This window comes from Variovorax sp. WS11 (genome assembly GCF_010499245.1).
Taxonomy (GTDB): Bacteria; Pseudomonadota; Gammaproteobacteria; order Burkholderiales; family Burkholderiaceae_C; genus Variovorax.
Map to the genome: position 1 here is coordinate 724,617 of NZ_JAAGOW010000003.1, position 22,627 is coordinate 747,243.

The 22,627-nt window shown below is 68.4% G+C and carries 26 protein-coding genes; 11 read left to right on the forward strand and 15 right to left on the reverse strand.

All coding sequences use genetic code 11. From position 1 onward, the window contains the following. Window positions 1-19 precede the first annotated feature (19 nt). The 5 genes from GXN78_RS40950 to GXN78_RS28995 all read right to left on the reverse strand — a co-directional run bounded on the left by GXN78_RS40950 (window position 20) and on the right by GXN78_RS28995 (window position 5,596). Window positions 20-196, reverse strand: a complete 177-nt coding sequence (locus GXN78_RS40950) for a hypothetical protein (protein WP_181360466.1) — start codon at window positions 194-196, stop codon at window positions 20-22. Between the two features lie 12 nt (window positions 197-208). Continuing rightward, on the reverse strand, window positions 209-2,593 hold the full coding sequence (gene parC, locus GXN78_RS28980; RefSeq protein ID WP_106554323.1) for a DNA topoisomerase IV subunit A: 2,385 nt from the start codon (window positions 2,591-2,593) through the stop codon (window positions 209-211). 52 nt (window positions 2,594-2,645) lie between these two features. Further along, a complete protein-coding gene (locus GXN78_RS28985; RefSeq protein ID WP_106554322.1) occupies window positions 2,646-3,407 on the reverse strand; it encodes a sulfite exporter TauE/SafE family protein in 762 nt (253 codons plus the stop codon). A 150-nt stretch (window positions 3,408-3,557) separates the two neighbouring features. After that, complete coding sequence (locus GXN78_RS28990; RefSeq protein WP_106554321.1) at window positions 3,558-4,661, reverse strand: kelch repeat-containing protein; 1,104 nt, start codon at window positions 4,659-4,661, stop codon at window positions 3,558-3,560. An 11-nt stretch (window positions 4,662-4,672) separates the two neighbouring features. Continuing rightward, a complete protein-coding gene (locus tag GXN78_RS28995) occupies window positions 4,673-5,596 on the reverse strand; it encodes a lytic transglycosylase domain-containing protein (protein WP_106554320.1) in 924 nt (307 codons plus the stop codon). 92 nt (window positions 5,597-5,688) lie between these two features. Here GXN78_RS28995 and GXN78_RS29000 point away from each other — a divergent pair, with 92 nt between their 5' ends. Further along, window positions 5,689-6,405, forward strand: a complete 717-nt coding sequence (locus GXN78_RS29000) for an RNA polymerase sigma factor (RefSeq protein WP_106554319.1) — start codon at window positions 5,689-5,691, stop codon at window positions 6,403-6,405. 18 nt (window positions 6,406-6,423) lie between these two features. Here GXN78_RS29000 and GXN78_RS29005 read toward each other — a convergent pair whose 3' ends face one another. After that, window positions 6,424-8,400, reverse strand: a complete 1,977-nt coding sequence (locus tag GXN78_RS29005) for a DNA topoisomerase IV subunit B (RefSeq protein ID WP_106554318.1) — start codon at window positions 8,398-8,400, stop codon at window positions 6,424-6,426. Window positions 8,401-8,553: 153 nt separating this feature from the next. Here GXN78_RS29005 and GXN78_RS29010 point away from each other — a divergent pair, with 153 nt between their 5' ends. From GXN78_RS29010 to GXN78_RS29030, 6 genes are all read left to right on the forward strand, one after another. After that, window positions 8,554-9,774, forward strand: a complete 1,221-nt coding sequence (locus tag GXN78_RS29010) for an MFS transporter (RefSeq protein ID WP_106554396.1) — start codon at window positions 8,554-8,556, stop codon at window positions 9,772-9,774. Between the two features lie 6 nt (window positions 9,775-9,780). After that, window positions 9,781-9,921 (forward strand): hypothetical protein, encoded by a 141-nt coding sequence (locus tag GXN78_RS40955; protein WP_181360465.1) that lies wholly within the window; start codon window positions 9,781-9,783, stop codon window positions 9,919-9,921. Continuing rightward, entirely contained in the window at window positions 9,918-10,463 is a 546-nt protein-coding gene (locus tag GXN78_RS29015) for a class I SAM-dependent methyltransferase (protein WP_308812388.1), read from the forward strand. The genes GXN78_RS40955 and GXN78_RS29015 overlap by 4 nt, the downstream gene beginning before the upstream one ends. Before the next feature lie 60 nt (window positions 10,464-10,523). Then, complete coding sequence (dapA, locus tag GXN78_RS29020) at window positions 10,524-11,414, forward strand: 4-hydroxy-tetrahydrodipicolinate synthase (RefSeq protein WP_106554317.1); 891 nt, start codon at window positions 10,524-10,526, stop codon at window positions 11,412-11,414. A gap of 96 nt (window positions 11,415-11,510) precedes the next feature. Then, window positions 11,511-12,590: an outer membrane protein assembly factor BamC gene (gene bamC / locus GXN78_RS29025; RefSeq protein WP_106554316.1), complete on the forward strand. Its 1,080-nt coding sequence runs from the start codon at window positions 11,511-11,513 to the stop codon at window positions 12,588-12,590. Between the two features lie 12 nt (window positions 12,591-12,602). Continuing rightward, window positions 12,603-13,391, forward strand: coding sequence for an MBL fold metallo-hydrolase (locus GXN78_RS29030; RefSeq protein WP_106554315.1), 789 nt, complete (start codon window positions 12,603-12,605; stop codon window positions 13,389-13,391). Between the two features lie 75 nt (window positions 13,392-13,466). On the opposite strand, the gene GXN78_RS29035 is transcribed toward GXN78_RS29030, so the two are convergent. From GXN78_RS29035 to GXN78_RS29055, 5 genes are all read right to left on the reverse strand, one after another. After that, window positions 13,467-13,841 (reverse strand): transcriptional regulator, encoded by a 375-nt coding sequence (locus tag GXN78_RS29035; protein ID WP_106554314.1) that lies wholly within the window; start codon window positions 13,839-13,841, stop codon window positions 13,467-13,469. Window positions 13,842-13,852: 11 nt separating this feature from the next. Further along, window positions 13,853-14,164 carry a type II toxin-antitoxin system HigB family toxin gene (locus GXN78_RS29040; protein WP_106554313.1) on the reverse strand — a complete coding sequence of 104 codons (312 nt, stop codon included), beginning with the start codon at window positions 14,162-14,164 and terminating at the stop codon, window positions 13,853-13,855. 146 nt (window positions 14,165-14,310) lie between these two features. Further along, window positions 14,311-14,574, reverse strand: a complete 264-nt coding sequence (locus GXN78_RS29045) for a hypothetical protein (protein WP_106554312.1) — start codon at window positions 14,572-14,574, stop codon at window positions 14,311-14,313. A gap of 93 nt (window positions 14,575-14,667) precedes the next feature. Further along, window positions 14,668-15,174, reverse strand: coding sequence for a hypothetical protein (locus tag GXN78_RS29050; RefSeq protein ID WP_106554311.1), 507 nt, complete (start codon window positions 15,172-15,174; stop codon window positions 14,668-14,670). Further along, window positions 15,164-16,303 carry a cupin domain-containing protein gene (locus GXN78_RS29055; protein WP_106554310.1) on the reverse strand — a complete coding sequence of 380 codons (1,140 nt, stop codon included), beginning with the start codon at window positions 16,301-16,303 and terminating at the stop codon, window positions 15,164-15,166. Before GXN78_RS29055 ends, GXN78_RS29050 begins: the two co-directional genes overlap by 11 nt. 14 nt (window positions 16,304-16,317) lie before the next feature. Here GXN78_RS29055 and GXN78_RS29060 point away from each other — a divergent pair, with 14 nt between their 5' ends. Then, window positions 16,318-16,842 (forward strand): peptidylprolyl isomerase, encoded by a 525-nt coding sequence (locus tag GXN78_RS29060; RefSeq protein ID WP_106554309.1) that lies wholly within the window; start codon window positions 16,318-16,320, stop codon window positions 16,840-16,842. Window positions 16,843-16,905: 63 nt separating this feature from the next. Here the strand turns inward: GXN78_RS29060 and GXN78_RS29065 are convergent, their stop codons facing one another. The 4 genes from GXN78_RS29065 to coaBC form a co-directional block, all read right to left on the reverse strand. After that, window positions 16,906-17,397, reverse strand: a complete 492-nt coding sequence (locus GXN78_RS29065) for a glycine zipper 2TM domain-containing protein (protein ID WP_106554308.1) — start codon at window positions 17,395-17,397, stop codon at window positions 16,906-16,908. 185 nt (window positions 17,398-17,582) lie between these two features. Further along, window positions 17,583-18,029 (reverse strand): dUTP diphosphatase, encoded by a 447-nt coding sequence (gene dut, locus GXN78_RS29070; protein ID WP_106554307.1) that lies wholly within the window; start codon window positions 18,027-18,029, stop codon window positions 17,583-17,585. Next, window positions 18,026-18,463, reverse strand: a complete 438-nt coding sequence (locus GXN78_RS29075) for a hypothetical protein (RefSeq protein WP_106554306.1) — start codon at window positions 18,461-18,463, stop codon at window positions 18,026-18,028. The genes dut and GXN78_RS29075 overlap by 4 nt, the downstream gene beginning before the upstream one ends. Then, window positions 18,460-19,686, reverse strand: coding sequence for a bifunctional phosphopantothenoylcysteine decarboxylase/phosphopantothenate--cysteine ligase CoaBC (gene coaBC, locus GXN78_RS29080; RefSeq protein ID WP_106554305.1), 1,227 nt, complete (start codon window positions 19,684-19,686; stop codon window positions 18,460-18,462). The genes GXN78_RS29075 and coaBC overlap by 4 nt, the downstream gene beginning before the upstream one ends. A 124-nt stretch (window positions 19,687-19,810) precedes the next feature. Here coaBC and GXN78_RS29085 point away from each other — a divergent pair, with 124 nt between their 5' ends. The 3 genes from GXN78_RS29085 to GXN78_RS29095 are packed head-to-tail and all read left to right on the forward strand — an operon-like array spanning window position 19,811 to window position 22,622. Further along, on the forward strand, window positions 19,811-21,481 hold the full coding sequence (locus GXN78_RS29085; protein ID WP_106554304.1) for a CTP synthase: 1,671 nt from the start codon (window positions 19,811-19,813) through the stop codon (window positions 21,479-21,481). After that, window positions 21,478-22,335, forward strand: coding sequence for a 3-deoxy-8-phosphooctulonate synthase (gene kdsA, locus GXN78_RS29090; RefSeq protein ID WP_106554303.1), 858 nt, complete (start codon window positions 21,478-21,480; stop codon window positions 22,333-22,335). The genes GXN78_RS29085 and kdsA overlap by 4 nt, the downstream gene beginning before the upstream one ends. After that, entirely contained in the window at window positions 22,329-22,622 is a 294-nt protein-coding gene (locus GXN78_RS29095) for a DUF1330 domain-containing protein (RefSeq protein WP_106554302.1), read from the forward strand. The genes kdsA and GXN78_RS29095 overlap by 7 nt, the downstream gene beginning before the upstream one ends. Window positions 22,623-22,627 lie beyond the last annotated feature (5 nt).

Consider the following 22,627-nt stretch of genomic DNA (forward strand, 5'->3'; position numbering starts at 1 on the left):
GTCGATCATCGATCCCGATTCACTTCCTGCGTTCGCGCGCCCGCCGCACTTGCCGGCTCTGCGAGGCCTCCGCGGCCCGCCGCTCCCGCTCGCGGCGCTTGTCGCGCACACGCTTGGACAGCCAGCGCGCGAGCAGGAAGCTCGCGGCGCTGGTCACGATCAGGACGAAGATGCCGACCGGCCCGAAATCCATCATGCGAAGGCGTCCTCAGAGCACGCGCACGACGCTGCTCGGCTTGAAGCCCAGGTCGGCCGCCTTGCCCTTGCGCGCACGGCTGCCGCGCGCGTTGTTGAGCGTGCGGATCTCCAGCGTCTCCTCGCGCTCCTTGCCGCCGCGGCCGATGCCCTCGATCCGCACGCTGCGCGTGTAGGCAGCGGCGCCCGCCAGGGTGTCCTTGGCATCGAGGTCGATCAGCGTGAGCCCGCGGCCGCCCTTGGGCAGCGCCTTCATCTCCAGGATCTCGAAGGTCAGGATGCGCCCGCCCGTCGAGGCGCAGGCCACGTGGGTGGCGGGCGGCATCGGCTCGGCGCCGCTCGCGCCGCCGACCAGCGAGGGCCGGCACAGTTGCTCGCCCTCGCCCACGTCGATGAAGGCCTTGCCGCCGCGCTGGCGCGAAATCATGTTCTCGACCGAGGCGATGAAGCCGTAGCCGCCCGTGTTGGCCAGCAGCAGCGCGGCCCCGCTCGGGCCGGCGAAATAGTGCGCAGGATGCGTGCCGCTCTCCAGGTCGATCAGCGTGGTGATCGGCTGGCCGTCGCCGCGGCCGCCCGGCAGCGAGGCCACGGCCACGCTGTAGACGCGCACGCTCTTGTCCTTGGCGGTGCCGAAGACCAGCAGCGTGTCGACCGAGCGGCACTCGAAGGCGCCGTAGAGCGCATCGCCGGACTTGAAGCTGTACTCGGCTGCGGCGGCGCCGGCGGCGCGCTCGCTGGCCCAGCCTTTCTGCGTGCGCACCCAGCCCTTCTGCGAGACGATCACCGTCACCGGCTCGTCGACCACGCGCACCTCGGCCACGGCGCGCTTCTCGGCCTGGATCAGCGTGCGGCGCGGGTCCTCGAAGCTCTTGGCGTCGGCCTCGATCTCCTTGACCAGCAGGCGGCGCAGCGCGGCCGGGGTCGCCAGGATGTCTTCGAGCTTCTTCTGTTCCTCGCGCAGGTTCTTGAGCTCCTGCTCGATCTTGATGGCCTCCAGCCGTGCCAGCTGGCGCAGCCGGATCTCGAGGATGTCCTCGGCCTGGCGATCGCTGAGGGCGAAGCGCGCGATCAGCGCGGCCTTCGGATCCTCGGCGGCGCGGATGATCGCGATCACCTCGTCGATGTTGAGCAGCACCAGCTGCCGGCCCTCGAGGATGTGGATGCGGTCCTGCACCTTGCCGAGGCGGTGGCGCGAGCGCCGCTCGACGGTGATCTCGCGGAAGGCGATCCACTCGCTGAGCATCTGGCGCAGCGACTTCTGCGTCGGCTTGCCGTCGATGCCCACCATCGTGAGGTTGATGGGTGCGGAGCTTTCGAGCGAAGTCTGCGCCAGCAGCGTGGTGATGAACTCCTCCTGGCTGATGCGCGAGGTCTTGGGCTCGAACACCAGGCGCACCGGCGCGTCCTTGCTGGACTCGTCGCGCACCACGTCGAGCACCGCGAGCACGGCCGCCTTGAGCTGGGTCTGCTCGGCCGTCAGCGCCTTCTTGCCGGCGCGGACCTTGGGGTTGGTGAGCTCCTCGATCTCCTCCAGCACCTTCTGCGTGCTGACGCCCTGGGGCAGCTCGTTGACCACCAGTTGCCACTGGCCGCGCGCGAGGTCCTCGATCTTCCAGCGCGCGCGCACCTTCAGCGAGCCGCGGCCTGTGCGGTAGGCCTCGGCGATCTCGGCCGGGCCGCTGATGATCTGCGCGCCGCCGGGGTAGTCGGGGCCGGGCACCAGGGCGAACAGCTCCTCGTCGGAGAGCTTGCCGTTGGACTTGATCAGCGCCACGCAGGCGTCGGCCACCTCGCGCAGGTTGTGGCTGGGGATCTCGGTGGCCAGGCCGACCGCGATGCCGCTGGCGCCGTTGAGCAGCGTGAAGGGCAGCCGTGCGGGGAGCAGGCGCGGCTCTTCCGTGGAGCCGTCGTAGTTGGGGATGAAGTCGACGGTGCCTTCGTCGATCTCGTCGAGCAGGAGGCTGGTGATGCGCGACAGCCGCGCCTCGGTGTAGCGCATGGCCGCCGCGCCGTCGCCGTCGCGGCTGCCGAAGTTGCCCTGGCCATCGACCAGCGGGTAGCGCTGCGAGAAGTCCTGCGCCATGCGCACCAGCGCGTCGTAGGCCGCCTGGTCGCCATGCGGATGGAAGCGGCCCAGCACATCGCCGACCACGCGCGCGCTCTTGACGGGCTTGGCGCCCACGGTGCCGTTGGCGCCGCCGAAACCCAGGCCCATGCGCGACATCGAATAGAGGATGCGCCGCTGCACCGGCTTCTGGCCGTCGCTGACATCCGGCAGCGCACGGCCCTTGACGACCGAAAGCGCGTATTCGAGGTAGGCGGTCTGTGCGTAATCGGCCAGCGTGAGGGCCCCGTCCTCTTCGGGGTTCTGGAAATCGAGGGTCGGTTGGGAATCCATGGGGAGAGACTTTGTGAGAGCGGCAAGTGTAGTGGCCGTGCCACCCGCCCTCTCAACGCATCAGCTCCCGCGCGACCATGTACACGCCCAGCAGCGCCAGCCCGGCCAGGAAGCACCGCCTGAACACCGGCAGCGGCATGCGAACGCGCATCCACTGGCCGAAGGCCATCCCCGCCAACGCCGGCAGCAGCATCGCCAGCGAGGCGCCGAGCAGCGGCGTGGAATAGCTGTCGCGTCCGGCCAGCGCCAGGGCGAGCGCGAGGGTCGAGGTGGTGAACGAGAGCCCCATCGCCTGGATCAGCGCGTCGCGCGGCAGCGACAAGGCCTGCAGGTAGACGACGGCAGGGATCACGAACACGCCGGTCATCGCCGTGATGCCGCCGGTGACCGCGCCCACCAGCGGGCCCAGCCATGGCTCGTGCCGCGCATCGAGCGCGAGCGGGGGCGCCAGCAGCAGCCACGCGGCATACGCGACCAGCGCGATGCCGAGCGCCACCCTCGCGCCTGCACCATCCGGCGCACCGAAGAGCCAGGCGCCGACCAGCGTGCCGGCGACGATGCCCAGCTGCATGCCGCCGAGCCGGCGGGCCAGGCGGCCCAGGCCGCGCCAGGGCTGCAGCTGCCACACATTGGTCACCAGCGTGGGAACGATCAGCAGTGCCGCGGCCGCGGCCGGCGACATCCACACGGCCAGCAACGCCATCGACAGCGTGGGGAGACCGAGCCCGATGACGCCCTTGACCATGCCGGCCAGGATGAAGACGGCAGCGATGGCCGCCCAGATGGCGGTGCTTTCCTGGGACAGCGCGCTCATGCGCGCCTCCGGCAGCAACGCAAGGATCCGACAGGGGAAAAAGATGACTTGGGCATGCGCCCAGTCTCACCAAAGACACGGCCGCGGGAAATGCGGAAGTCGCAAACCCGGCCTCAGGCGGTGCCTGAGGGCGTCACTCAGGCCAGCGTCTCAGGCCAGCGTGAAGGCCTCGTGCACCGCCGACTGCACGCTGCCGCCGAGCACGGCGCCGCCGCCTGCGACGTAGATCCAGTCGCCGATCACGGCCGCGCCCACGGCGTGGCGCGGCGTGAGCATGGGCGCGTGGCGCTGCCACCGGTCGGAGCGCGTGTCGTAGCTTTCCATCTGGCCGAAAACCTTGGCCTGGCGCGGCACGCCGCCGACGAGGAAGCCGCCCTCGCCGCCCATGGCATAGAGGCGCTCGCGATAGACCACGAGTCCATGGCCCGAGCGCGCCGTCGGCAGCGGGGCGCGCAATTCCCAGGTGTCGCGCGCCGGCAGGTAGACATGGTGCAGTTCGGTGTTGTATTCGAAGGTGTTGAAGCGGCCGCCGATCACATGGATCTGCCCGTCGTACGCGACGCAGCCCACATGGTCGCGCGCGCCGGGCAAGGGCTTGCGCGCGGACCAGCGGTCGGCCTTCGGGTCGTAGACCTCGTGCCAGCCGACGCTGGCGCGCTCGGCGGCCGGCTCGGAGGCGCCGCCGATCAGATGCAGCATGCCGTCGAGCACCACCGCCGCGGCCGCGCCGCGCGGACGCGGCAGCGGCGCGATGGCGGTCCAGCGGTCGGCGGCGGTGTCGTAGACGAAGGCCTTGTCGTCAGAGCGCCGGTTCTGCTCGATGAAGCCGCCCAGGGCCCACACGCGCCCGCCTTCCGACGCCACCGCCACGTGGTTGGCGCCGCGCGACAGCGGCGCGCCGGACAGCCAGCGGTCGCCGGCCGGGTCGTAGATGTGGTGGTAGTCGCGGTTGACCGCGCCCTCCCCGTAGCCGCCCACCACATGCATGCGGCCCTGCGTCGCAGTGGCCCAGGCCATTTCGCTGCGCGGGATCGGCAGCGCCGCGCGCGCCACCCAGCGCCCGAGCGCACCGGCCGGCGCGGGGCTGTCGGTGACGCGCTGCGCCTCCTGCTCGGGCGTCATGTGGTGCGGAACGCCGCCCTGCAGGCGCGCGAAGGGCTCGGGCGAGGATGGCGCGGCCGGCAGCGACTGCGCGCGTGCGGCGCCCCCGAGGGCCATGGCCGCGCTCGCGAGGACCAGTCGTCGGCGCTGCATGGCGGGTGCTCCTAGGGCTTTTTCGAGATTCGATCCGACAGCTTCAGCGGCGCAGCGTTCGCATCCGCTTCGGCCACCTGCGGTGCCTCGGCCAACTCCGGCAACACGGGCATCGCGCCCGATGGCGAAGGCATGTTCCCGCGCCCCAGCGCGCCGCCGCGCGGTGCCGCCAGCTCCATGCGCACGCGGCCCGGCGCGTTGCCCCGGCCCGCGGCCACCGAGGGCTTGAGGTAGGCGTAGAGCTGCAGCACGGTCTTCACGTAGTTCTGCGTCTCGCGGTAGTTCGGGATCTTGTTGCCCGCGCGCTGGACCGCGCCCTCGCCCGCGTTGTAGGCCGCAAGCGCGAGCGTGATGTCACCGGGGAACATCGCGATCAGGTCGCGCAGGTAGCGCGAGCCGGCGGCGATGTTGATGTGCGGATCGAAGAGCTTCTTCTCGATCGAGCCGCGCTTGTCGGCCCCGACGCCGTAGCGCTGCGCGGTGGCCGGCATCAGCTGCATCAGGCCGAGCGCGCCCTTGGGCGAGACGGCCTGCGCATCGAAGCCCGACTCGGTCGCGACCAGGGCCTGCAGCAGTTCGTAATCGATGTCGTGGCGCTGCGCTGCTTCGCGCAGCGCCTTCTGCGCGGGCTTGTAGCTGGGGGAGGCCTCGAACAGTGCGAGCAGCGACTGCGATGCGCGGGGCACCTGGCCATCGATGCGACCCGCGCGGCCGCGGGCCAGCGGGCCGACGCCCTGGGCGGTATCGAAGGCCTGGCCGCCGCGGAAGAAGAGCTGGTAGCGCTCGTCGATCTTCTCGGAGGCGAAGTGGGCCACGCCCTTGTCGTCGACGTAACCAAAGATGTCGGAGGCGTGCGCAAGCGGCAGCCATGCGCACAGGGCCAGCAGCAGGAGCGGGAGCCGCCACCAGCGGCCGGAAGCGTGTCTGGGATTCATCGCCGGGCGCATTGTCGTCGATGCCCGCCGATTTACGTCCGGGAACAGGAATACGTCCCCCTCCATCCAATGGACAACACGACGACGCCACCATGCACCCACTCGAACGTATCCAGGACGCTGACGGCGTCGCGCAGCCGACCGACACCGAGCTCGCCACGCGAGCCGCGCAAGGCGACGCCCTCGCCTTCCAGCTCATCATGCGGCGCCACAACCGGCTGCTCTTTCGCACCGGCCGCAGCATCCTGAAGGACGACGACGAAGCACAGGACGCCTTGCAGGACGCCTATCTGCGCGCCTGGCGCTCGCTTGGCGACTTTCGCGCCGAGGCCCGGCTCTCGACCTGGCTGGTGCGCATCGTGGTCAACGAAGCCCTGGGACGCCTGCGGCGGCGCGGCAGCGCCCAGGTCATCGCCTTCGACACGGCCGTCGAAGCAGGCTCTACCTCGGAGGACACGTGGATGCAGGCAGACCCCGACGAACAGCCGGATCGCCACGCGATGCGCGGCGAGACGCGCAAGCTGATCGAGGCGGGCATCGACGCGCTGCCCGAGGTGTTCCGCACGGTCCTCGTGCTTCGCGCGGTCGAGGACATGAGCATCGAGGAAGTGGCTGCCGCGCTGGACATTCCCGAGGCCACCGTGCGCACCCGCTTCTTCCGCGCGCGCGGCCTGCTGCGCGAAGCCTTGTCGCGCGAGATCGATGTCGCAATTGGGGACGCCTTCTCCTTTGCCGGCACGCGCTGCGACCAGATCGTCGCGCACGTGATGGCCCTCATCGGCCGTGCAAACGCAGGCCCGACCGGCTGATCAGTCCAATCGACGCGCCTATACGTCGACTTCGACGTCGTCGCCGCGCAGCTCCATCAGCTCGCGCCGCGCGGCGGCCTCGCCCTTGCCCATCAGCTTGGTGATCTCGCCCTGCGTGCCCTGCAGATCGAAGCGGCCGAGGCGCACCTGCAGCAGGCGGCGCGTGTCGGGGTTGAGGGTGGTCTCCCAGAGCTGCTCGGCGCTCATCTCGCCCAGCCCCTTGAAGCGGCTGATGGTCCAGGCGCCCTCGCGCACCCCGTCCTTGCGCAGCTTGTCGAGGATGGCGGTGAGCTCGCCCTCGTCAAGGGCATACATCTTGGAGGCCGGCTTCTTGCCGCGCGCCGGCGCGTCGACGCGAAACAGCGGCGGCTTGGCCACGTACACGTGGCCGGTGTCGATGAGCTTGGGGAAGTGGCGAAAGAAGAGCGTGAGCAGCAGCACCTGGATGTGCGAGCCGTCCACGTCGGCATCCGACAGGATGCAGATCTTGCCGTAGCGCAGGCCCGAGAGGTCGGGCGTGTCCTCCGGCCCGTGCGGGTCGACGCCGATGGCGACCGAGATGTCGTGGATTTCGTTGTTGGCGAACAGCCGGTCGCGCTCCACCTCCCAGGTGTTGAGCACCTTGCCGCGCAGCGGCAGGATGGCCTGGCTTTCCTTGTCGCGGCCCATCTTGGCGCTGCCGCCGGCCGAATCGCCTTCGACCAGGAAGACCTCGTTGTGGGCCGTGTCCTTGCTCTCGCAGTCGGTCAGCTTGCCGGGCAGCACGGCCACGCCGGAGCCCTTGCGCTTCTCGACCTTCTGGCCGGCGCGCTGGCGCGTCTGCGCGGCCTTGATGGCCAGCTCGGCGAGCTTCTTGCCGTAGTCGACGTGCTGGTTGAGCCACAGCTCCAGCGCCGGGCGCACGAAGCTGGAAACCAGCCGCACCGCGTCGCGCGAATTGAGGCGCTCCTTGATCTGGCCCTGGAACTGCGGGTCCAGCACCTTGGCCGAGAGCACGTAGGAGGCGCGCGCGAACACGTCCTCGGGCAAGAGCTTCACGCCCTTGGGCAGGAGCGAATGCAATTCGACGAAGCTCTTGACCGCATTGAACAGGCCATCGCGCAGGCCGCTTTCATGCGTGCCGCCGGCGCTGGTGGGAATGAGGTTGACGTAGCTCTCGCGCACCGGCTGGCCTTCCTCGGTGAAGGCCACGCACCACTCGGCGCCCTCGCCCTCGGCGAAGTTGTCGGCGTTCTTGTCGGCATGGCCGGCGCCTTCGAACAGCGGGATCACCGGGTCGGCGTTGAGCGTCTGCATCAGGTAGTCGCGCAGGCCGCCCTTGTAGAGCCACTGCTGGGTCTCCTTGGTCTTCTCGACCACCAGCGTGACGGTCACGCCAGGCATCAGCACCGCCTTGCTTCGCAGCAGATGGGTCAGTTCGTTCACCGGCAGCACGCCCGATTCGAAGTACTTGGGGTCGGGCCAGGCGCGCACGGTGGTGCCCTGCCGGCGCTCGCCGCTCTCGATCGAACGGACCTGGAGCGGCTCGGCCACATCGCCGCCCGCGAACGCGATGCTCGCCGCCGAGCCTTCGCGGAAGGACTGCACTTCGAGCCGCTTCGACAGCGCATTGGTCACCGACACGCCCACGCCGTGCAGGCCGCCCGAGAAGCTGTAGGCACCGCCCGAGCCCTTGTCGAACTTGCCGCCCGCGTGCAGCCGGGTGAAGACCAGCTCGACCACCGGGGCCTTCTCCTCGGGATGCAGGCCGAAGGGGATGCCGCGGCCGTCGTCCTCGACGCTGACCGAGGCGTCGGTGTGGAGCGTGACCTTGATCTTCTTGCCGTAGCCGGCCAGCGCCTCGTCGGCGGCGTTGTCCAGCACTTCCTGGATGATGTGCAGCGGGTTGTCGGTGCGGGTGTACATGCCCGGACGCTGCTTGACGGGCTCCAGGCCCTTGAGGACGCGGATCGAGCCTTCCGAATAGGCCGGGGGAGTCTTGCTGAGGGTCGCCATGGGGGCGGATTGTATGCGTGGGCTGCCGAATACCTGGATGGACATACAGAGCGGCGTTGATGCGCAGGCCGCATCAACGCGGCTCGAAAATATCAACAATGCGTGTCGCGGCCGTGGCCGATGCAGGCTTTCGCTTTTGGCTACAGTCGCCGGATGCACGCTCAATCCCAGCCGCTGTCGCTCAAGCAGGTCCTGTTCTGCGGCGCGATGATCGTCACCCTCTCGATGGGGATCCGCCACGGCTTCGGGCTGTGGCTGCAGCCCATCACGCAGGAACAGGGCTGGTCGCGCCAGAGCTTCTCGCTGGCGATCGCGATCCAGAACCTCTCCTGGGGCGTGATCGGCGTCTTCGCCGGCATGCTGGCCGACAAGCTGGGCGCCTTCCGCGTGCTGGTGGCGGGCGCCGTGCTTTACGCGATCGGCCTGGCGGGCATGGCGCTGTCGCCCACGCCGCTCATGTTCGCGCTGACGGCCGGCGTGCTGATCGGCGCGGCCCAGGCCGGCACCACCTACGCGGTGATCTACGGCGTGATCGGCCGGCAGATCCCGGTGGAGCGGCGATCGCGGGCCATGGGCGTGGCCGCAGCGGCCGGCTCCTTCGGGCAGTTCCTGATGGTGCCGGTGGAAGGCCAACTGATCGCGGGCTTCGGCTGGCACACGGCCCTGCTGGTGCTGGCGCTCATGGTGCTGCTGATCGTGCCCCTCGCCTTCGGCCTGCGCGAGCCGCGTGTCGGCCACGCCGCCGTCGCCCACCGCGACCAGACCATCCTTCAGGCCGTGGGCGAGGCCTTCAAGTACCCCAGCTTCGTGCTGTTGATGGCGGGCTATTTCGTCTGCGGCTTCCAGTTGGCCTTCATCGGCGTGCACATGCCGAGCTACCTGCGCGACAAGGGGCTCTCGCCCGAAGTGGCGAGCTATGCGCTGGCGCTGGTCGGCCTGTTCAATGTGTTCGGCACCTATGTCGCCGGCTCGCTCGGGGCACGGCTGGCCAAGCGCAAGCTGCTGGCCGCGATCTACTTCAGCCGCGCGGCGACCATCGCGATCTTCCTGGCGGCGCCGATCACGCCGCTGTCGGTGTATGTCTTCGCGAGCGTGATGGGCTTCCTGTGGCTGTCGACCGTGCCGCTCACCAGCGGCATCGTGGCCCAGATCTTCGGCGTGGCGCATCTCTCGATGCTGGGCGGCTTCGTGTTCCTGAGCCACCAGGTCGGCTCCTTCCTCGGCGTCTGGCTCGGCGGCTATCTCTACGACAGCACCGGCAGCTACGGCATCGTCTGGTACCTCGCGATCGCGCTGGGCGTGTTCGCGGCGCTGGTCAACCTGCCGGTCAAGGAAGGCGCGATCGTGCGCCGGCCGGCCCCTCAGCCGGCCTGAACCGCCATGTGCCCGGGCATCCACCATCGCCTCGCGCACGCCGGCTGGCTGGCCGCGGCGGTGCTGGTGCTGCTGGGCGTGTTCGGCCTCTACACGCGCCCCGCGTTCCTGGTGGCGCTGGTCGACCAGATCTGGGCCTGCTTCTGAGCCACGATCTCTCGCCCTCCCCCTGGGTCGTGCGCTGGTCGCACCTGCTCGCTCCCGGCACCACCGTGCTCGACGTGGCCTGCGGCGCGGGGCGACACATGGACTGGTTCGCGCAGCACGGGCATGCGGTAACAGGGGTGGACCGCGCGCCGGAGGCGATCGCCTCTTCGGTGCGCTTCGGCCGGGCCCTGCTGGCCGACATCGAGGACGGCCCATGGCCCTTCGCCGGCCAGGTCTTCGGCGCGGTGGTGGTGACCAACTACCTGTGGCGCGCGCGCCTGCCCGACATCGTGGCGGCCGTCGCGCCGGGCGGTGTGCTGCTCTATGAAACCTTCGCCGCCGGCAACGAAACCATCGGCAAGCCCTCGCGCCCGGACTTCCTGCTGCAGCCGGGCGAACTGCTGGCCGCCTGCGCCGGGCTTCGGGTGGTGGCCTATGAGGATGGCTTACTGGCTGAGCCGGAGCGCTTCGTGCAGCGGATCGCGGCCGTCCGGGAACCGTCGAACCTGCCAGTTGGAAAACCAATGCGCTACCCCCTCTGAGGGGCCTTCCGGGCCAGTCAGTAGAATGGCTGCCTTTCCGCAACCGACAAAGAGACCCCCTTGGAGCAATTGACAGGCAGCATCGTCGCGCTCGTCACGCCGATGCATGACGACGGCAGCGTCGACTATCCCGCCTTGCGCCGGCTGATCGACTGGCACATCGACGAAGGCACCGATTGCCTGGGCGTGGTCGGCACCACCGGCGAGTCGCCGACGGTGAACGTCGAGGAGCATTGCGAGATCATCCGGGTCTCGGTCGAGCAGGCCCGGGGCCGCGTGCCCGTGATGGCCGGCTGCGGCGCCAATTCGACGAAAGAGGCGATCGAGCTCGCGAAATTCGCCAAGGGCGTGGGCGCCGATTCGCAGCTACAGGTGGTGCCCTACTACAACAAGCCGACGCAAGAAGGCCAATACCGGCACTTCAAGGCCATCGCCGAGGCCGTTGGCGACCTGCCCATCGTGCTCTACAACGTGCCCGGCCGCACGGTCGCCGATATGGCGCACGACACCGTGCTGCGCCTGGCGCAGGTGCCGGGCATCGTCGGCATCAAAGAGGCTACGGGCAACATCGAGCGCGCCCAGTGGCTGATCAAGGAAGTCCCCAAGCACTTCGCCGTGTACTCCGGCGACGACCCGACCGCGGTCGCGCTGATGCTGTGCGGCGGCCAGGGCAACATCAGCGTCACGGCCAACGTGGCGCCGCGCAAGATGCACGAGCTGTGCGTGGCGGCCATCGCCGGCGACGCCCGGCGCGCGATGCAGATCCAGTTCGAGCTGATGCCGCTGCACCGCCACCTGTTCGTCGAGCCGAATCCGATTCCCGTGAAGTGGGCGATGGCACGGCTCGGCCTGTGCGGCGGCGCGCTCCGGTTGCCGCTCACCGAGCTCGGCGAAGCCAGCCGGCCGGTGGTCGAATCCGCGCTGCGTGCCAGCGGACTCCTCAAGAACTGATTCCATCTTTACCTGCCGTACACGAAGCCCGGCAACCTTTTTGCGGGGCCGGCGCTCTGACACAGCGCTAAACATTCCACACTAGGAAGAAGACGAGTGAAAACCCTTTCGCGATTCGCACTGCTGGCCTTGATCGCCAGCCTCGCCGCCTGCTCGGTCCTCGAGAGCGACAAGATCGACTACAAGAGCGCCGGCAAGGCCCCGACGCTGGAGGTGCCGCCCGACCTCACGCAGCTGTCGCGCGAGAACCGCTACGCGGTGCCCGGCAACGCGGTCTCGGCCAATGCGTACCAGGCCGGCGTGGCAAACGCGCCCGGCATTCCGACGGCAGTCGCCAATCTCGGCGACGTACGCATGGAGCGCACGGGTACGCAGCGCTGGATCGTGGTCAATCGCTCGCCCGAGCAGCTCTGGGATCCGATCAAGGACTTCTGGCAGGAGAGCGGCTTCCTGCTGACCACCGAGCAGCGCAACCTCGGCATCATGGAAACCGACTGGGCCGAGAACCGCGCCAAGCTGCCACAGGACGTGATCCGCGGCACGCTGGGCAAGCTGGTCGACGCGATCTATTCCACCGGCGAGCTCGACCGCTTCCGCACCCGCATCGAGCGCGGCGCCAACGGCTCCACCGAGATCTTCGTGAGCCATCGCGGCATGCAGGAGGTCTACACCAACACGCGCCAGGACCAGACCGTCTGGCAGCCGCGCCCCAGCGACCCCGAGCTCGAGACCGAATTCCTGCGCCGCCTGATGGTCAAGCTGGGGGTTTCGCAGGAGCAGTCGAAGCTCATCGCGCAGACCAGCGCGCCGGCCAAGACTGCGAGCGTTTCCAATGTCGGCGGCCAGCCCGTCGTGCAAATCAACGAGAGCTTCGACCGCGCCTGGCGCCGCGTCGGCCTGGCGCTGGACCGCACCGGCTTCACCGTCGAGGACCGCGACCGCGCCGCCGGCGTGTACTTCGTGCGCTACGTGCCGCCGAACCCGGACAAGAAGGAGCCGGGCTTCTTCGCCAAGATGTTCAGCTCGAGCAAGACCGAGGCGCCGCTCAAGTTCCGCATCCTGGTCAAGGGCACGGGCGAAACGAGCACGGTGTCGGTGCAGAACGACAGCGGTGCGGCGGAAACCTCGGCCAATGCCCAGCGCATCGTCCAGGTCATCGCGGACGATCTCAAGTAAGCCGGGCCCCGCATGCTGCGCTTCCGCAGCCTGGGCAGCGGCAGCACCGGCAATGCCACGCTGGTCGAGGCGACCAGCGGCGGGCGCCGCTCGAGGCTGCTGATCGACTGCGGCTTCGGGCTCAAGCATCTCGATGCGCGCCTGGCGCGCGCCGGCCTCGCGGCCAGCGACATCGACGCGGTCTTCATCACCCACGAGCACGGCGACCACATCGGCTGCGCCCGTGCGCTGTCCAGGCGCGAGCGCATTCCCGTCTGGATGAGCGAGGGCACCTGGCTCGCTGCCGGCGGGCACGACTTCGCAGGGCGCCTGCATCTCGCACGGGACGGCATCGACATCGAAGTCGGCGACATCCTGGTCCAGCCCTTCACCGTGCCGCACGATGCGCGCGAGCCGCTGCAACTGCGCTGCAGCGACGGCGCACGCCACCTCGGCATCCTGACCGACCTCGGGCATGCGACGCCGCATGTGCTGTCGCGGCTGTCGGGACTCGATGCCCTGCTGCTCGAGTTCAACCACGACAGCGAGTTGCTGGCCCGCTCGGCCTACCCGCCCTTCCTCAAGCAGCGCGTGGGCGGCAACTACGGCCACCTGTCCAACGCCGCTGCTGCCGCGATCGCGCGGGCACTGCACCACGGCGGCCTGCATCACGTATTGGGTGCGCACCTCAGCGAGCAGAACAACCGGCCCGATCTCGTGCGCCGCGCGATGGCCGAGGCGCTCGGTGCGAGCGAGCACGAGATGCTGACGGCCAACGCCTCGGAAGGGTCGGACTGGCTCGATCTCCAGCCGTCGGGATAGGAGCGCCCCTCCCACGCGGGGCTCACCTGAAATATTCCCGCACGGGTCTTCAGGGGCGGCGCAGTGGGCCTGGGCTCAGGCGGCCACGGGCTCAGGCCTGCCGACCAGCGATGTAGCCGGGATGCCCAACGTAAGAAGACGACGAATCATGTGCAGGGTCAGCGGCCGTTTGCCGTTGAGAACCTCGTAGACACGATGGCGCGGCCCGATGTAGGGCACCATGTCGGCCACGCTCAGGCCGTCCTGATCCATGCGGAATTTGATGGCCTCGATCGGATCCGGAGGGACGATCGGATAGTGCTGCGCCTCATACGCTTGCACCAGTGTTCCGAACACTTCCAGACGCTCGCCTTCAGCTGTGTCGGGCTCCGGGTCGAGATCAACAAGCTCGGACACCAGCGCGAGCGCAGCGCGGTAGTCGGCTTCCGAACGGATGGCGCGAACTTCCATGATGGTTCCTTTCACTTGGACTGGTCCACGGTGGCGGCATCGATGGCATCGTATTGCGGATGCGTGCCGACAAACTTGATGTAGGCCCACTGCATCCTGTAGGCCATGGCGACGATCAGCCTGTAGTCATTCCCTCTGATATTGAAGACGACACGGTTGCTGCCAACGAAGCTGGCGTTGCGGAACTGGTCCTTCACGTCAGCTGGCGAGGTCCACTTCGCCAGCCGCGCCACGTCATACCACGCTTCCAGCGCGCCTTTGGAATCCCTGTACTGCGGTTTGCTGTAGAAGGCCACCAGGCTCGCGTGCGAAACGATGTGCATGCGCGAATTTTAGTCCCAAAATGGGACCATCGCCAAACCAGCGTCGCTCACTCGAGCACTGGCATCTTCACGAATGCAGCCGATGCTGATAACGCCAATTGAAAAGGCCGCCCGCGGGCGGCCTTTCGCGAAACTGCAGCGCAGCTCTATTGCTTGGGTGCTTCTTCCTTCTTCTTGGCCGCCTCGGTAGCGGCATTCGCTGCATCCAGCGCCGAAGACGCGCCGGGCGAAGGTGCCGGCATCGTCGCCGAGGTGTCGGGTGCAGGCGCCGGTGCAGGGGCTGGAGCGGGTGCCGGCGTGACGGCGGCAGGCGGCGGGGTCACGACGGCCGGCGCGGACTCCTCCTTCTTGCCGCAGGCGGCAAGGGCGACCGCAGCGACCAACGAGGCGAGCAGGACGGACTTTCTCATTACAGGGCTCCTTTGGATGAAGGTCTCGAAGAAAAAATTCTAGACCTCTACCCTGACCAGGAAGCCCATTGCGCCTAGATTCGCGGCATTGGCTTACAAGCCCAATGTCGTGGCCGGAAATGCGGCTTTCGCATGGCGCAAGCACTCGTCGATGCGCTCGCGCAGCGCCCTCCGGCGCTCGGGATCGCGACTGCAGACGCCGCGCACGCGCTCCACGTCGATGCGCGCCAGGCACCAGCCCGGCGTCCAGATGCCGCTGGGCACCTGCGGCAGGCCGGGCCCGTCGCAGGCGCGGCAATCGACGATGTGGCTCCACATGCGCCGCCACGTCACGAAGCGCGCGTGCTCGCGCTCGAACACGTCGAAGCGCTGCGCCAGCATCACAAAGCTGCGGCCGGCCGCAGACCAGGCCTGCAGGGCCTCGGCCATGGCGCGTTCGCCCAGCGGCCAGTCGACGAAGGCCGGATCCGCGAACACGATCTCGCGCCAGTTCTCGCGCGCAGCGGCGGCCAGGGCGGCATGCACATGCGCCTCGAAGGCGCGGCGGCCATCGAAGGCACCTTCGAGCAGCAGGTTGCCGGTGGAAGCTTCATTCGGCATGCAGCCACCCCGCTTCGCACCAGTCTTCCAGCAATGCGCGTGCGTCCTCGCTCGCCGTCGCGAGATCGCGCGGGCCCAGCGTGCGCTGGTCCGCGAGGCGGCGCATGAGCCGGGCATCGCGGCCCGAGGCGCGGAAGCTTTCGCCGTTGATGTAGAGATGGCGCGCGTCGTAGAGCATGCGCGTGCGGCGGTCGAGCGACACGCCGCTCCACGCGTCCGGCGGCTCGCCCTGCTCGAACCACACGGTGGGCTTGGGCTCGGTCATCGATTCGCCCAGCGCGCGGTCGATCGCATCGGGGTCGCGCAGCGCCGCCAGCACGGCCTTGCGCGCGAAGTCCTGCAATGCGGACGGCATCTCGGCCGGCGCGGGCACGGCGGGCTGCGCAGGGTCCTTGTAGTGCACCGCAGATCCGGCAGGCGCGTCCTGCAGAAGCTCGGCATGCGCCTCCGCGATGCGGGCCAGCAGGTCGGCCCCCAGCGGTGCGGCGGCAGGCGCACGCAGGCCGATGGAATAGGTCATGCAATCGCCGCCCTCGGCCACGCCATCGTGCGCATAACGCGGCGGCAGGTAGAGCATGTCGCCGGGCTCGAGCACGAAACTCTGCTCGGGCTCGAAGCGCGCGAGGATCTTGAGCGGCACATCGGGCACGAGCCGCAGATCGCGCTGCTTGCCGATGGACCAGCGCCGCCGCCCGTGCGCCTGCAGCAGGAACACGTCGTAGCTGTCGAAGTGCGCGCCGACGCCGCCGGTGTCGCTCGCATAGCTGATCATCAGGTCGTCCAGCCGCGCATCGGGCACGAAACGAAACTGCTGGAGTAGCGCATGCACGCCCTGGTGGTGCAGATCCACGCCCTGCACCAGCAGCGTCCAGGCGGCTTGCTTCGGCGAAGGCAGCGCCCGGCGCGCGAAGGGGCCGTGCTTGAGCGCCCAGCCGCTCTTGCCGTGGCGGATCAGCCGCGACTCCACCTCCTCGCGGCCGGCCAGCGAAAACAGCTCCTCGCGTCCGATCGATGGCACCATGCCGGGAATGGCCTGGCGCACCAGCAAGGGCTTCTTCTGCCAGTGGCGCCGCATGAATTGCGAGGCGCTCAGGCCGCCGAGCAGGGCCAGGGGTCGTTGAGTCTCCATGGGAGAATTCTCGTATGGAAATCTCTGAACAATGCGTGGTCGGCCTGACCTGGACGCTGAAGGACACCCTCGGCGACGTGCTGGACGTGCTCGACGAACCGGTGGAGTTCCTGATCGGCGGCGACGATCTCTTCGCCGCGATCGAGGCCGCCCTGCTCGGCCATGAGCCCGGTGCCCGCGTGCAACTGCAGCTCGAGCCCGAGCAGGCCTTCGGCGACTTCAACGACCAGTTGCTTTTCCTCGAGCCGCGATCGCTCTTTCCCGAAGGCATCGAGGAAGGCATGACCTTCGACGGCGCCGCGCTGCCGGCCGGCGTGAATCCCGACTTGCCCAAGGACACGATCTACACCGTGAGCGAAATCTACCCGGAGCACCTGGTGCTGGACGGCAACCATCCGCTGGCGGGGATCGCGCTGCGGCTGGATCTCACGGTGCGCTCGGTGCGCGAAGCGACGGAGGAGGAAATCGGCCGCGGGACGGCCGGTACCGGCTTCTTCAAGGTGTCGCCCACGTCGCCGGGCAACGGCACGCTGCACTGAACAGCCGGATCAACAGGCGAAAAAGAGCCGGGCGGTGCCCGGCTTTTCCTTTTGGCTGCGCGCTCAGAAGCGGGAGATCTGCCCGCCATCGATGCGCACGCGGTCGCCGATGCGCAGGTCGCCCGGGCTCGGGACATCGAAGGAGCGATACGCGCCATGGTCGGTCTGGATCGAGACGCGGTAGCTCTCGTAGACACGTGGCGCGTTCGCATTGGCCTCGATGCTGTTGCCCAGCAGGGCGCCACCGACCACGCCCAGTGCGGTGGCCGCGGCGCGTCCGCTGCCGTGGCCGAACTGGTTGCCCACCACGCCGCCGAGGACGCCACCCGCCACGGCACCTCCGCCGCTGGTGCCGGCACCGGAGCTCTGGCTGCGGATCACCTCGATGTTGGCAACGCGGCCGTACTCGACGTAGGCCGATTGAGCCGCCGGGTAGCTCGGCTGATAGGGATAGCGCGAGGTCTGGTAGACCGGCTGCGGCGCCACACACGCGGTCAGCGCAGCAAGCGCGAGCACGGAGGCGGTAACGGAAACAAAACGAGTTGGGTTTTTCATGCTGTGTACTCCTCGAAACAGGTCGGCGCAATGCGCTCTCCATGGGCTCTAACGGATTGCACCGCTGCGCGATGACCGTGAACACATGTTGAAACCTTCGATGCCAGGGCCATATCGCCGGTTCCGTTCTTTACCTGTGAGCAACACGGCCCAGGCCCCGCAAGCCTGCGCCTACATGGCCGCGCTCAATGCTTGCCGGTCGAGCCGTAGCCGCCTTCGCCGCGCTCGCTGGGCGGAAACTCGGCGACCACCCGGAACTGCGCCTGCACCACGGGCACGATCACCAGCTGTGCCAGCCGCTCCATCGGCTGCAGCACGAAGGCCGTGTCGCTGCGGTTCCAGGCACTGATCTTGAGTTCGCCCTGGTAGTCGCTGTCGATCAGGCCCACCAGGTTGCCCAGCACGATGCCGTGCTTGTGGCCCAGGCCCGAGCGCGGCAGGATCAGCGCCGCATAACCCGGGTCGGCCAGGTGGATCGCGATGCCGGTGCCCACCAGTTGCCAGGCGTTGGGCGCCAGCGTGATGGGTGCATCCAAGCAGGCGCGCAGGTCCAGCCCGGCGCTGCCGGGGGTGGCGTAGGCAGGCAGTTGGTCCTGCATGCGGGGATCGAGGATTCGGACGTCGACGTTCACTTCGAATTGCGCTTTCTTTGCTGTTGCAGTTGCTGTTGTCGTTTCGCGGCTTCTTCCAGCCATTGCTTCCAGTTCTCCACGCCCGGCGGGAACACCAGATGCTTGAGCTTGTAGGCCAGCCACAGGCCGCCCGCGAACAGGGCGACGACGAGGACCAGGGACGCATCGGCCGCCAGCAGCACCAGCAAGGCCAGCATCCAGGCAATGCCTAGCCCCTTGAGCAGGTTGCGGCCCAGGCCGGCGCCCATGGTTGCCTGGCGTGCCTCTGCCTGCGGCTGGCGGGCCGGCTGCACCTCGTGCTGGTGCGTCATGCCGACATCGAGCCCGTGCTCGCCCTCTTGTACCGGGCCGCGAGGCTGCGCGGCCTGCGCCGTGAGGCGCTCGACGTAGCGGGCGAAATCGCCGTCGGGCGGCGTGTTCCATTGCGGATTCATTTCGGACTCCCGGGCGGCAGCCGTGCCGCGATCTCGGCCACGAGGTCGCGCGCCAGCGCCAGCTTGGGCGCGCGCGGCAGCTCGCGCGCGCCATTGGCATCGACGAGCAGCAGACTGTTGTGGTCCTGTCCGAAGGTCAGCGGGCCGATGTTGCCCACCAGCAGCGGAATCCCCTTGCGTTCGCGCTTGGCCTTGGCGTGCGCGGCCAGGTTCTCGCTCTCGGCGGCGAAGCCCACGCAGAAAAGCTTGCCGGCCCTGGCGCGCTCGCCCTGCGCGATGCTCTGCAGGATGTCGGGGTTCTCCACGAAATGAAGCACCGGCGCCTGGCCGCTGCCGTCCTTCTTGATCTTCTGCTCGCTCTGCGAGGCCGGCCGCCAGTCGGCCACCGCAGCGGTGGCGATGAACACCGACGCGCTCTGCGCGGCCTGCCGGCTGGCCTCGAGCATCTCCCGCGCCGACTGCACGTCGATGCGCGCGACGCCGCGCGGCGTGGGCAGATGCACCGGACCCGCCACCAGCGTGACCTCGGCGCCCGCCTCGCGCGCGGCGCGCGCGATCGCGAAGCCCATCTTGCCGGAGGAGTGGTTGGTGATGCCGCGGATCGGATCGAGCGCCTCGAAGGTCGGCCCCGCCGTGACCACCACCTGCTGCCCGGCCAGTACCTTGGGCTGGAACTGGGCCACGATCTCCTCGAACAGCTGCAGGGGCTCGAGCATGCGGCCGTCGCCGGTCTCGCCGCAGGCCTGCCAGCCGTTGCCCACGCCCAGCACACGGGCGCCGTCGGCGTCGACCTGGCGCAGGTTGCGCTGGGTCGCGGGATGAACCCACATCTCGCGGTTCATGGCCGGTGCGATCAGCAAGGGCACGCGGTCGACGGGCCGCGCGAGGCACAGCAGGCTCAGCAGTTCGTCGGAACGCCCCTGCACCAGCCGTGCGATGAAGTCCGCGCTGGCGGGCGCCAGCACGATCGCGTCGGCCTCCCGGCTCAGGTTGATGTGCGGCATGTTGTTGGGCTCGCGCACATCCCACTGCGAGGTGTAGACCGGCCGCCCCGACAGCGCCTGCATCGTGACGGGCGTCATGAACTGGGTCGCGGCCTCGGTCATCACCACCTGCACGGTGGCGCCGGCCTTGACCAGCAGCCGGCACAGCTCCGCCGACTTGTAGCAGGCGATGCCGCCCGTGAGGCCCAGGACGATGTGTTTGCCGGCGAGGTCTTGCATATAAGCCGGCAATGTAGCAGCCCGGCTACGCACGCGTTCGCCGGGTGTCCCTGGGTCTTCGAGGCCATGAGGCCGCACCTATAATCTGCATTTCCCACTGCCCGGACCCACGTTCGGAACTGGCATGACCAAATTCGTCTTCGTCACCGGTGGTGTGGTGTCTTCCCTGGGCAAGGGAATCGCCTCCGCCTCGCTCGCCGCACTCCTCGAGTCCCGCGGCCTCAAAGTCACCCTCATCAAGCTGGACCCCTACATCAACGTCGACCCCGGCACGATGTCGCCCTTCCAGCACGGCGAAGTCTTCGTCACCGACGACGGCGCCGAAACCGACCTCGATCTCGGCCACTACGAGCGCTTCATCACGACGCGCATGCGCAAGGCCAACAACTTCACCACCGGCCAGATCTACAAGACCGTCCTCGAGAAAGAGCGCCGCGGCGACTACCTCGGCAAGACGGTGCAGGTCATCCCGCACATCACCAACGAGATCCAGGAATACGTCAAGCGCGGCGCCGGCATCGCCACGCCGCACGAGGTCGACGTGGCCATCGTCGAGATCGGCGGCACCGTGGGCGACATCGAGTCACTGCCCTTCCTCGAGGCCGTGCGCCAGATGAGCCTGCGCATGGGCCCCAACAACTCGGCCTTCGTGCATCTGAGCTACGTGCCCTGGATCGCGGCGGCCGGCGAGCTCAAGACCAAGCCCACCCAGCACACCGCCAAGGAGCTGCGCGCCATCGGCATCCAGGCCGACGCCCTGCTGTGCCGCGCCGACCGGCCCATCCCCGACGACGAGCGTGCCAAGATCTCGCTCTTCTCCAACGTGCCCGAGTGGGGCGTGATCTCGATGTGGGACGTTGACACCATCTACAAGGTCCCGCGCATGCTGCACGAGCAGGGCCTGGACGGCCTGATCTGCGACAAGCTGCGCATCAACACCCCGCCGGCCAAGCTCAAGCGCTGGGACGACCTGGTCTACGAGGTCGAGCATCCGCAAAAGGAAGTGACCATCGCGATGGTCGGCAAATACGTCGACCTGTCCGACAGCTACAAGTCGCTCAACGAGGCGCTGCGCCATGCCGGCATGAAGAACCATGCGCGGGTGAAGATCGAGTACATCGACTCCGAGACCATCTCGCCGCAGGACGTGGCCCGGCTCGGCAAGTACGACGCCATCCTGGTGCCCGGCGGCTTCGGCCAGCGCGGCGTGGAAGGCAAGATCGCGGCGGCGCGCTTTGCCCGCGAGAGCAAGGTGCCCTACCTCGGCATCTGCCTGGGCATGCAGGTCGCGACCATCGAGTACGCGCGCAACGTGGCAGGCCTCAAGAACGCGAACAGCACCGAGTTCGACCCCGACACCAGCTGCCCGGTGATCGCCCTGATCACCGAGTGGAAGGACCGCGACGGCACCATCAAGCTGCGCGACGAGAAGTCCGATCTCGGAGGCACCATGCGCCTGGGCGCGCAGAGCTCCGACGTGGCGCCCGGCACGCTGGCCCACAGCATCTACGGCGACGTGGTGACCGAGCGGCACCGCCACCGCTACGAAGCCAACGTCAACTACCTCGACGAGCTGCGCCGCGCCGGCCTGGTGATCTCGGCGCTGACGCAGCGCGAGCACCTGACCGAGATCGTCGAGCTGCCGCAGGACGTGCATCCTTGGTTCATCGGCGTGCAGTTCCACCCCGAGTTCAAGTCCACGCCGTGGAGCGGCCACCCGCTGTTCAACGCGTTCATCAAGGCAGCGCTGGAACATCAAGGCGCGGACAAGCAGGCATTGAAAGTCGTCGCATGAAACTCTGCGGATTCGACATCGGGCTGGACAAGCCCTTCTTCCTGATCGCGGGACCGTGCGTGGTCGAGTCCGAGCAGCTGCAGATGGACACCGCCGGCACGCTGAAGGAAATCACGTCCTCGCTCGGCATTCCCTTCATCTTCAAGAGCAGCTTCGACAAGGCTAACCGCTCCTCGGGCACCAGCTTCCGCGGCCCGGGCCGCGACAAGGGCCTGGAGATCCTGGCCAAGGTCAAGCGCGAGCTGGGCCTGCCGGTGCTGACCGACGTGCACACCGAAGAGGACATCACGGCCGCCGCGCTGGTGGTCGACGTGCTGCAGACGCCGGCCTTCCTGTGCCGGCAGACCGACTTCATCCGCGCCGCGGCGCAGTCGGGCAAGCCGGTCAACATCAAGAAGGGCCAGTTCCTCGCGCCGCACGACATGAAGAACGTGATCGACAAGGCGCGCGCGGCCGCCAAGGAAAAGGGCCTGCCCGAAGACAGCTTCATGGCCTGCGAACGCGGCGCCAGCTTCGGCTACAACAACCTGGTGTCGGACATGCGCTCGCTGGCGATCATGCGCGAGACCGGTTCGCCGGTGGTCTTTGACGCCACGCACTCGGTGCAGCTGCCCGGCGGCCAGGGCACCAGCTCCGGCGGCCAGCGCGAGATGGTGCCCGTGCTCTCGCGCGCCGCGGTGGCGGTGGGCGTGGCGGGCCTCTTCATGGAGACGCACCCCGACCCCGCCAACGCGCTGAGCGACGGCCCGAACGCCGTGCCGCTCAAGCACATGAAGGCGCTGCTCGAGACGCTGCTCGCGCTCGACCGGGTCACCAAGAAAAATGCATTCCTGGAGAACTCGTTCCAATCATGAGTGCCTACATCATCGCGAACGTCGAAGTGACGAACCCCACGCAGTACGAGGACTACAAGAAGTGGTCCACCGAGGCCATCAAGGCGCATGGCGCCGAGGTCTGCGTGCGCGGAGGCAAGGTCGAGGTGCTGGAAGGCGACTGGAATCCGCAGCGCCTGGTGCTGCTCAAGTTCCCCAGCGTGGAGGCCGCGAATAAGTTCTATGCCTCGCCGGAATATGGCAAGGCACGCGAAGCGCGGACCGGAGCTGCGATCATGCGCATGGTCGTTGTCGAGGGTGTGGCCTGACGTTC

Bases quoted from the DNA above. Each gene is read 5' to 3' on its own strand.
- GXN78_RS40950 (WP_181360466.1), bottom strand. From the start codon at position 196: ATGATGGATTTCGGGCCGGTCGGCATCTTCGTCCTGATCGTGACCAGC.
- parC (WP_106554323.1), bottom strand. From the start codon at position 2,593: ATGGATTCCCAACCGACCCTCGATTTCCAGAACCCCGAAGAGGACGGG.
- GXN78_RS28985 (WP_106554322.1), bottom strand. From the start codon at position 3,407: ATGAGCGCGCTGTCCCAGGAAAGCACCGCCATCTGGGCGGCCATCGCT.
- GXN78_RS28990 (WP_106554321.1), bottom strand. From the start codon at position 4,661: ATGCAGCGCCGACGACTGGTCCTCGCGAGCGCGGCCATGGCCCTCGGG.
- GXN78_RS28995 (WP_106554320.1), bottom strand. From the start codon at position 5,596: ATGAATCCCAGACACGCTTCCGGCCGCTGGTGGCGGCTCCCGCTCCTG.
- GXN78_RS29000 (WP_106554319.1), top strand. From the start codon at position 5,689: ATGCACCCACTCGAACGTATCCAGGACGCTGACGGCGTCGCGCAGCCG.
- GXN78_RS29005 (WP_106554318.1), bottom strand. From the start codon at position 8,400: ATGGCGACCCTCAGCAAGACTCCCCCGGCCTATTCGGAAGGCTCGATC.
- GXN78_RS29010 (WP_106554396.1), top strand. From the start codon at position 8,554: ATGCACGCTCAATCCCAGCCGCTGTCGCTCAAGCAGGTCCTGTTCTGC.
- GXN78_RS40955 (WP_181360465.1), top strand. From the start codon at position 9,781: ATGTGCCCGGGCATCCACCATCGCCTCGCGCACGCCGGCTGGCTGGCC.
- GXN78_RS29030 (WP_106554315.1), top strand. From the start codon at position 12,603: ATGCTGCGCTTCCGCAGCCTGGGCAGCGGCAGCACCGGCAATGCCACG.
- GXN78_RS29035 (WP_106554314.1), bottom strand. From the start codon at position 13,841: ATGGAAGTTCGCGCCATCCGTTCGGAAGCCGACTACCGCGCTGCGCTC.
- GXN78_RS29040 (WP_106554313.1), bottom strand. From the start codon at position 14,164: ATGCACATCGTTTCGCACGCGAGCCTGGTGGCCTTCTACAGCAAACCG.
- GXN78_RS29045 (WP_106554312.1), bottom strand. From the start codon at position 14,574: ATGAGAAAGTCCGTCCTGCTCGCCTCGTTGGTCGCTGCGGTCGCCCTT.
- GXN78_RS29050 (WP_106554311.1), bottom strand. From the start codon at position 15,174: ATGCCGAATGAAGCTTCCACCGGCAACCTGCTGCTCGAAGGTGCCTTC.
- GXN78_RS29055 (WP_106554310.1), bottom strand. From the start codon at position 16,303: ATGGAGACTCAACGACCCCTGGCCCTGCTCGGCGGCCTGAGCGCCTCG.
- GXN78_RS29060 (WP_106554309.1), top strand. From the start codon at position 16,318: ATGGAAATCTCTGAACAATGCGTGGTCGGCCTGACCTGGACGCTGAAG.
- GXN78_RS29065 (WP_106554308.1), bottom strand. From the start codon at position 17,397: ATGAAAAACCCAACTCGTTTTGTTTCCGTTACCGCCTCCGTGCTCGCG.
- GXN78_RS29075 (WP_106554306.1), bottom strand. From the start codon at position 18,463: ATGAATCCGCAATGGAACACGCCGCCCGACGGCGATTTCGCCCGCTAC.
- coaBC (WP_106554305.1), bottom strand. From the start codon at position 19,686: ATGCAAGACCTCGCCGGCAAACACATCGTCCTGGGCCTCACGGGCGGC.
- GXN78_RS29085 (WP_106554304.1), top strand. From the start codon at position 19,811: ATGACCAAATTCGTCTTCGTCACCGGTGGTGTGGTGTCTTCCCTGGGC.
- kdsA (WP_106554303.1), top strand. From the start codon at position 21,478: ATGAAACTCTGCGGATTCGACATCGGGCTGGACAAGCCCTTCTTCCTG.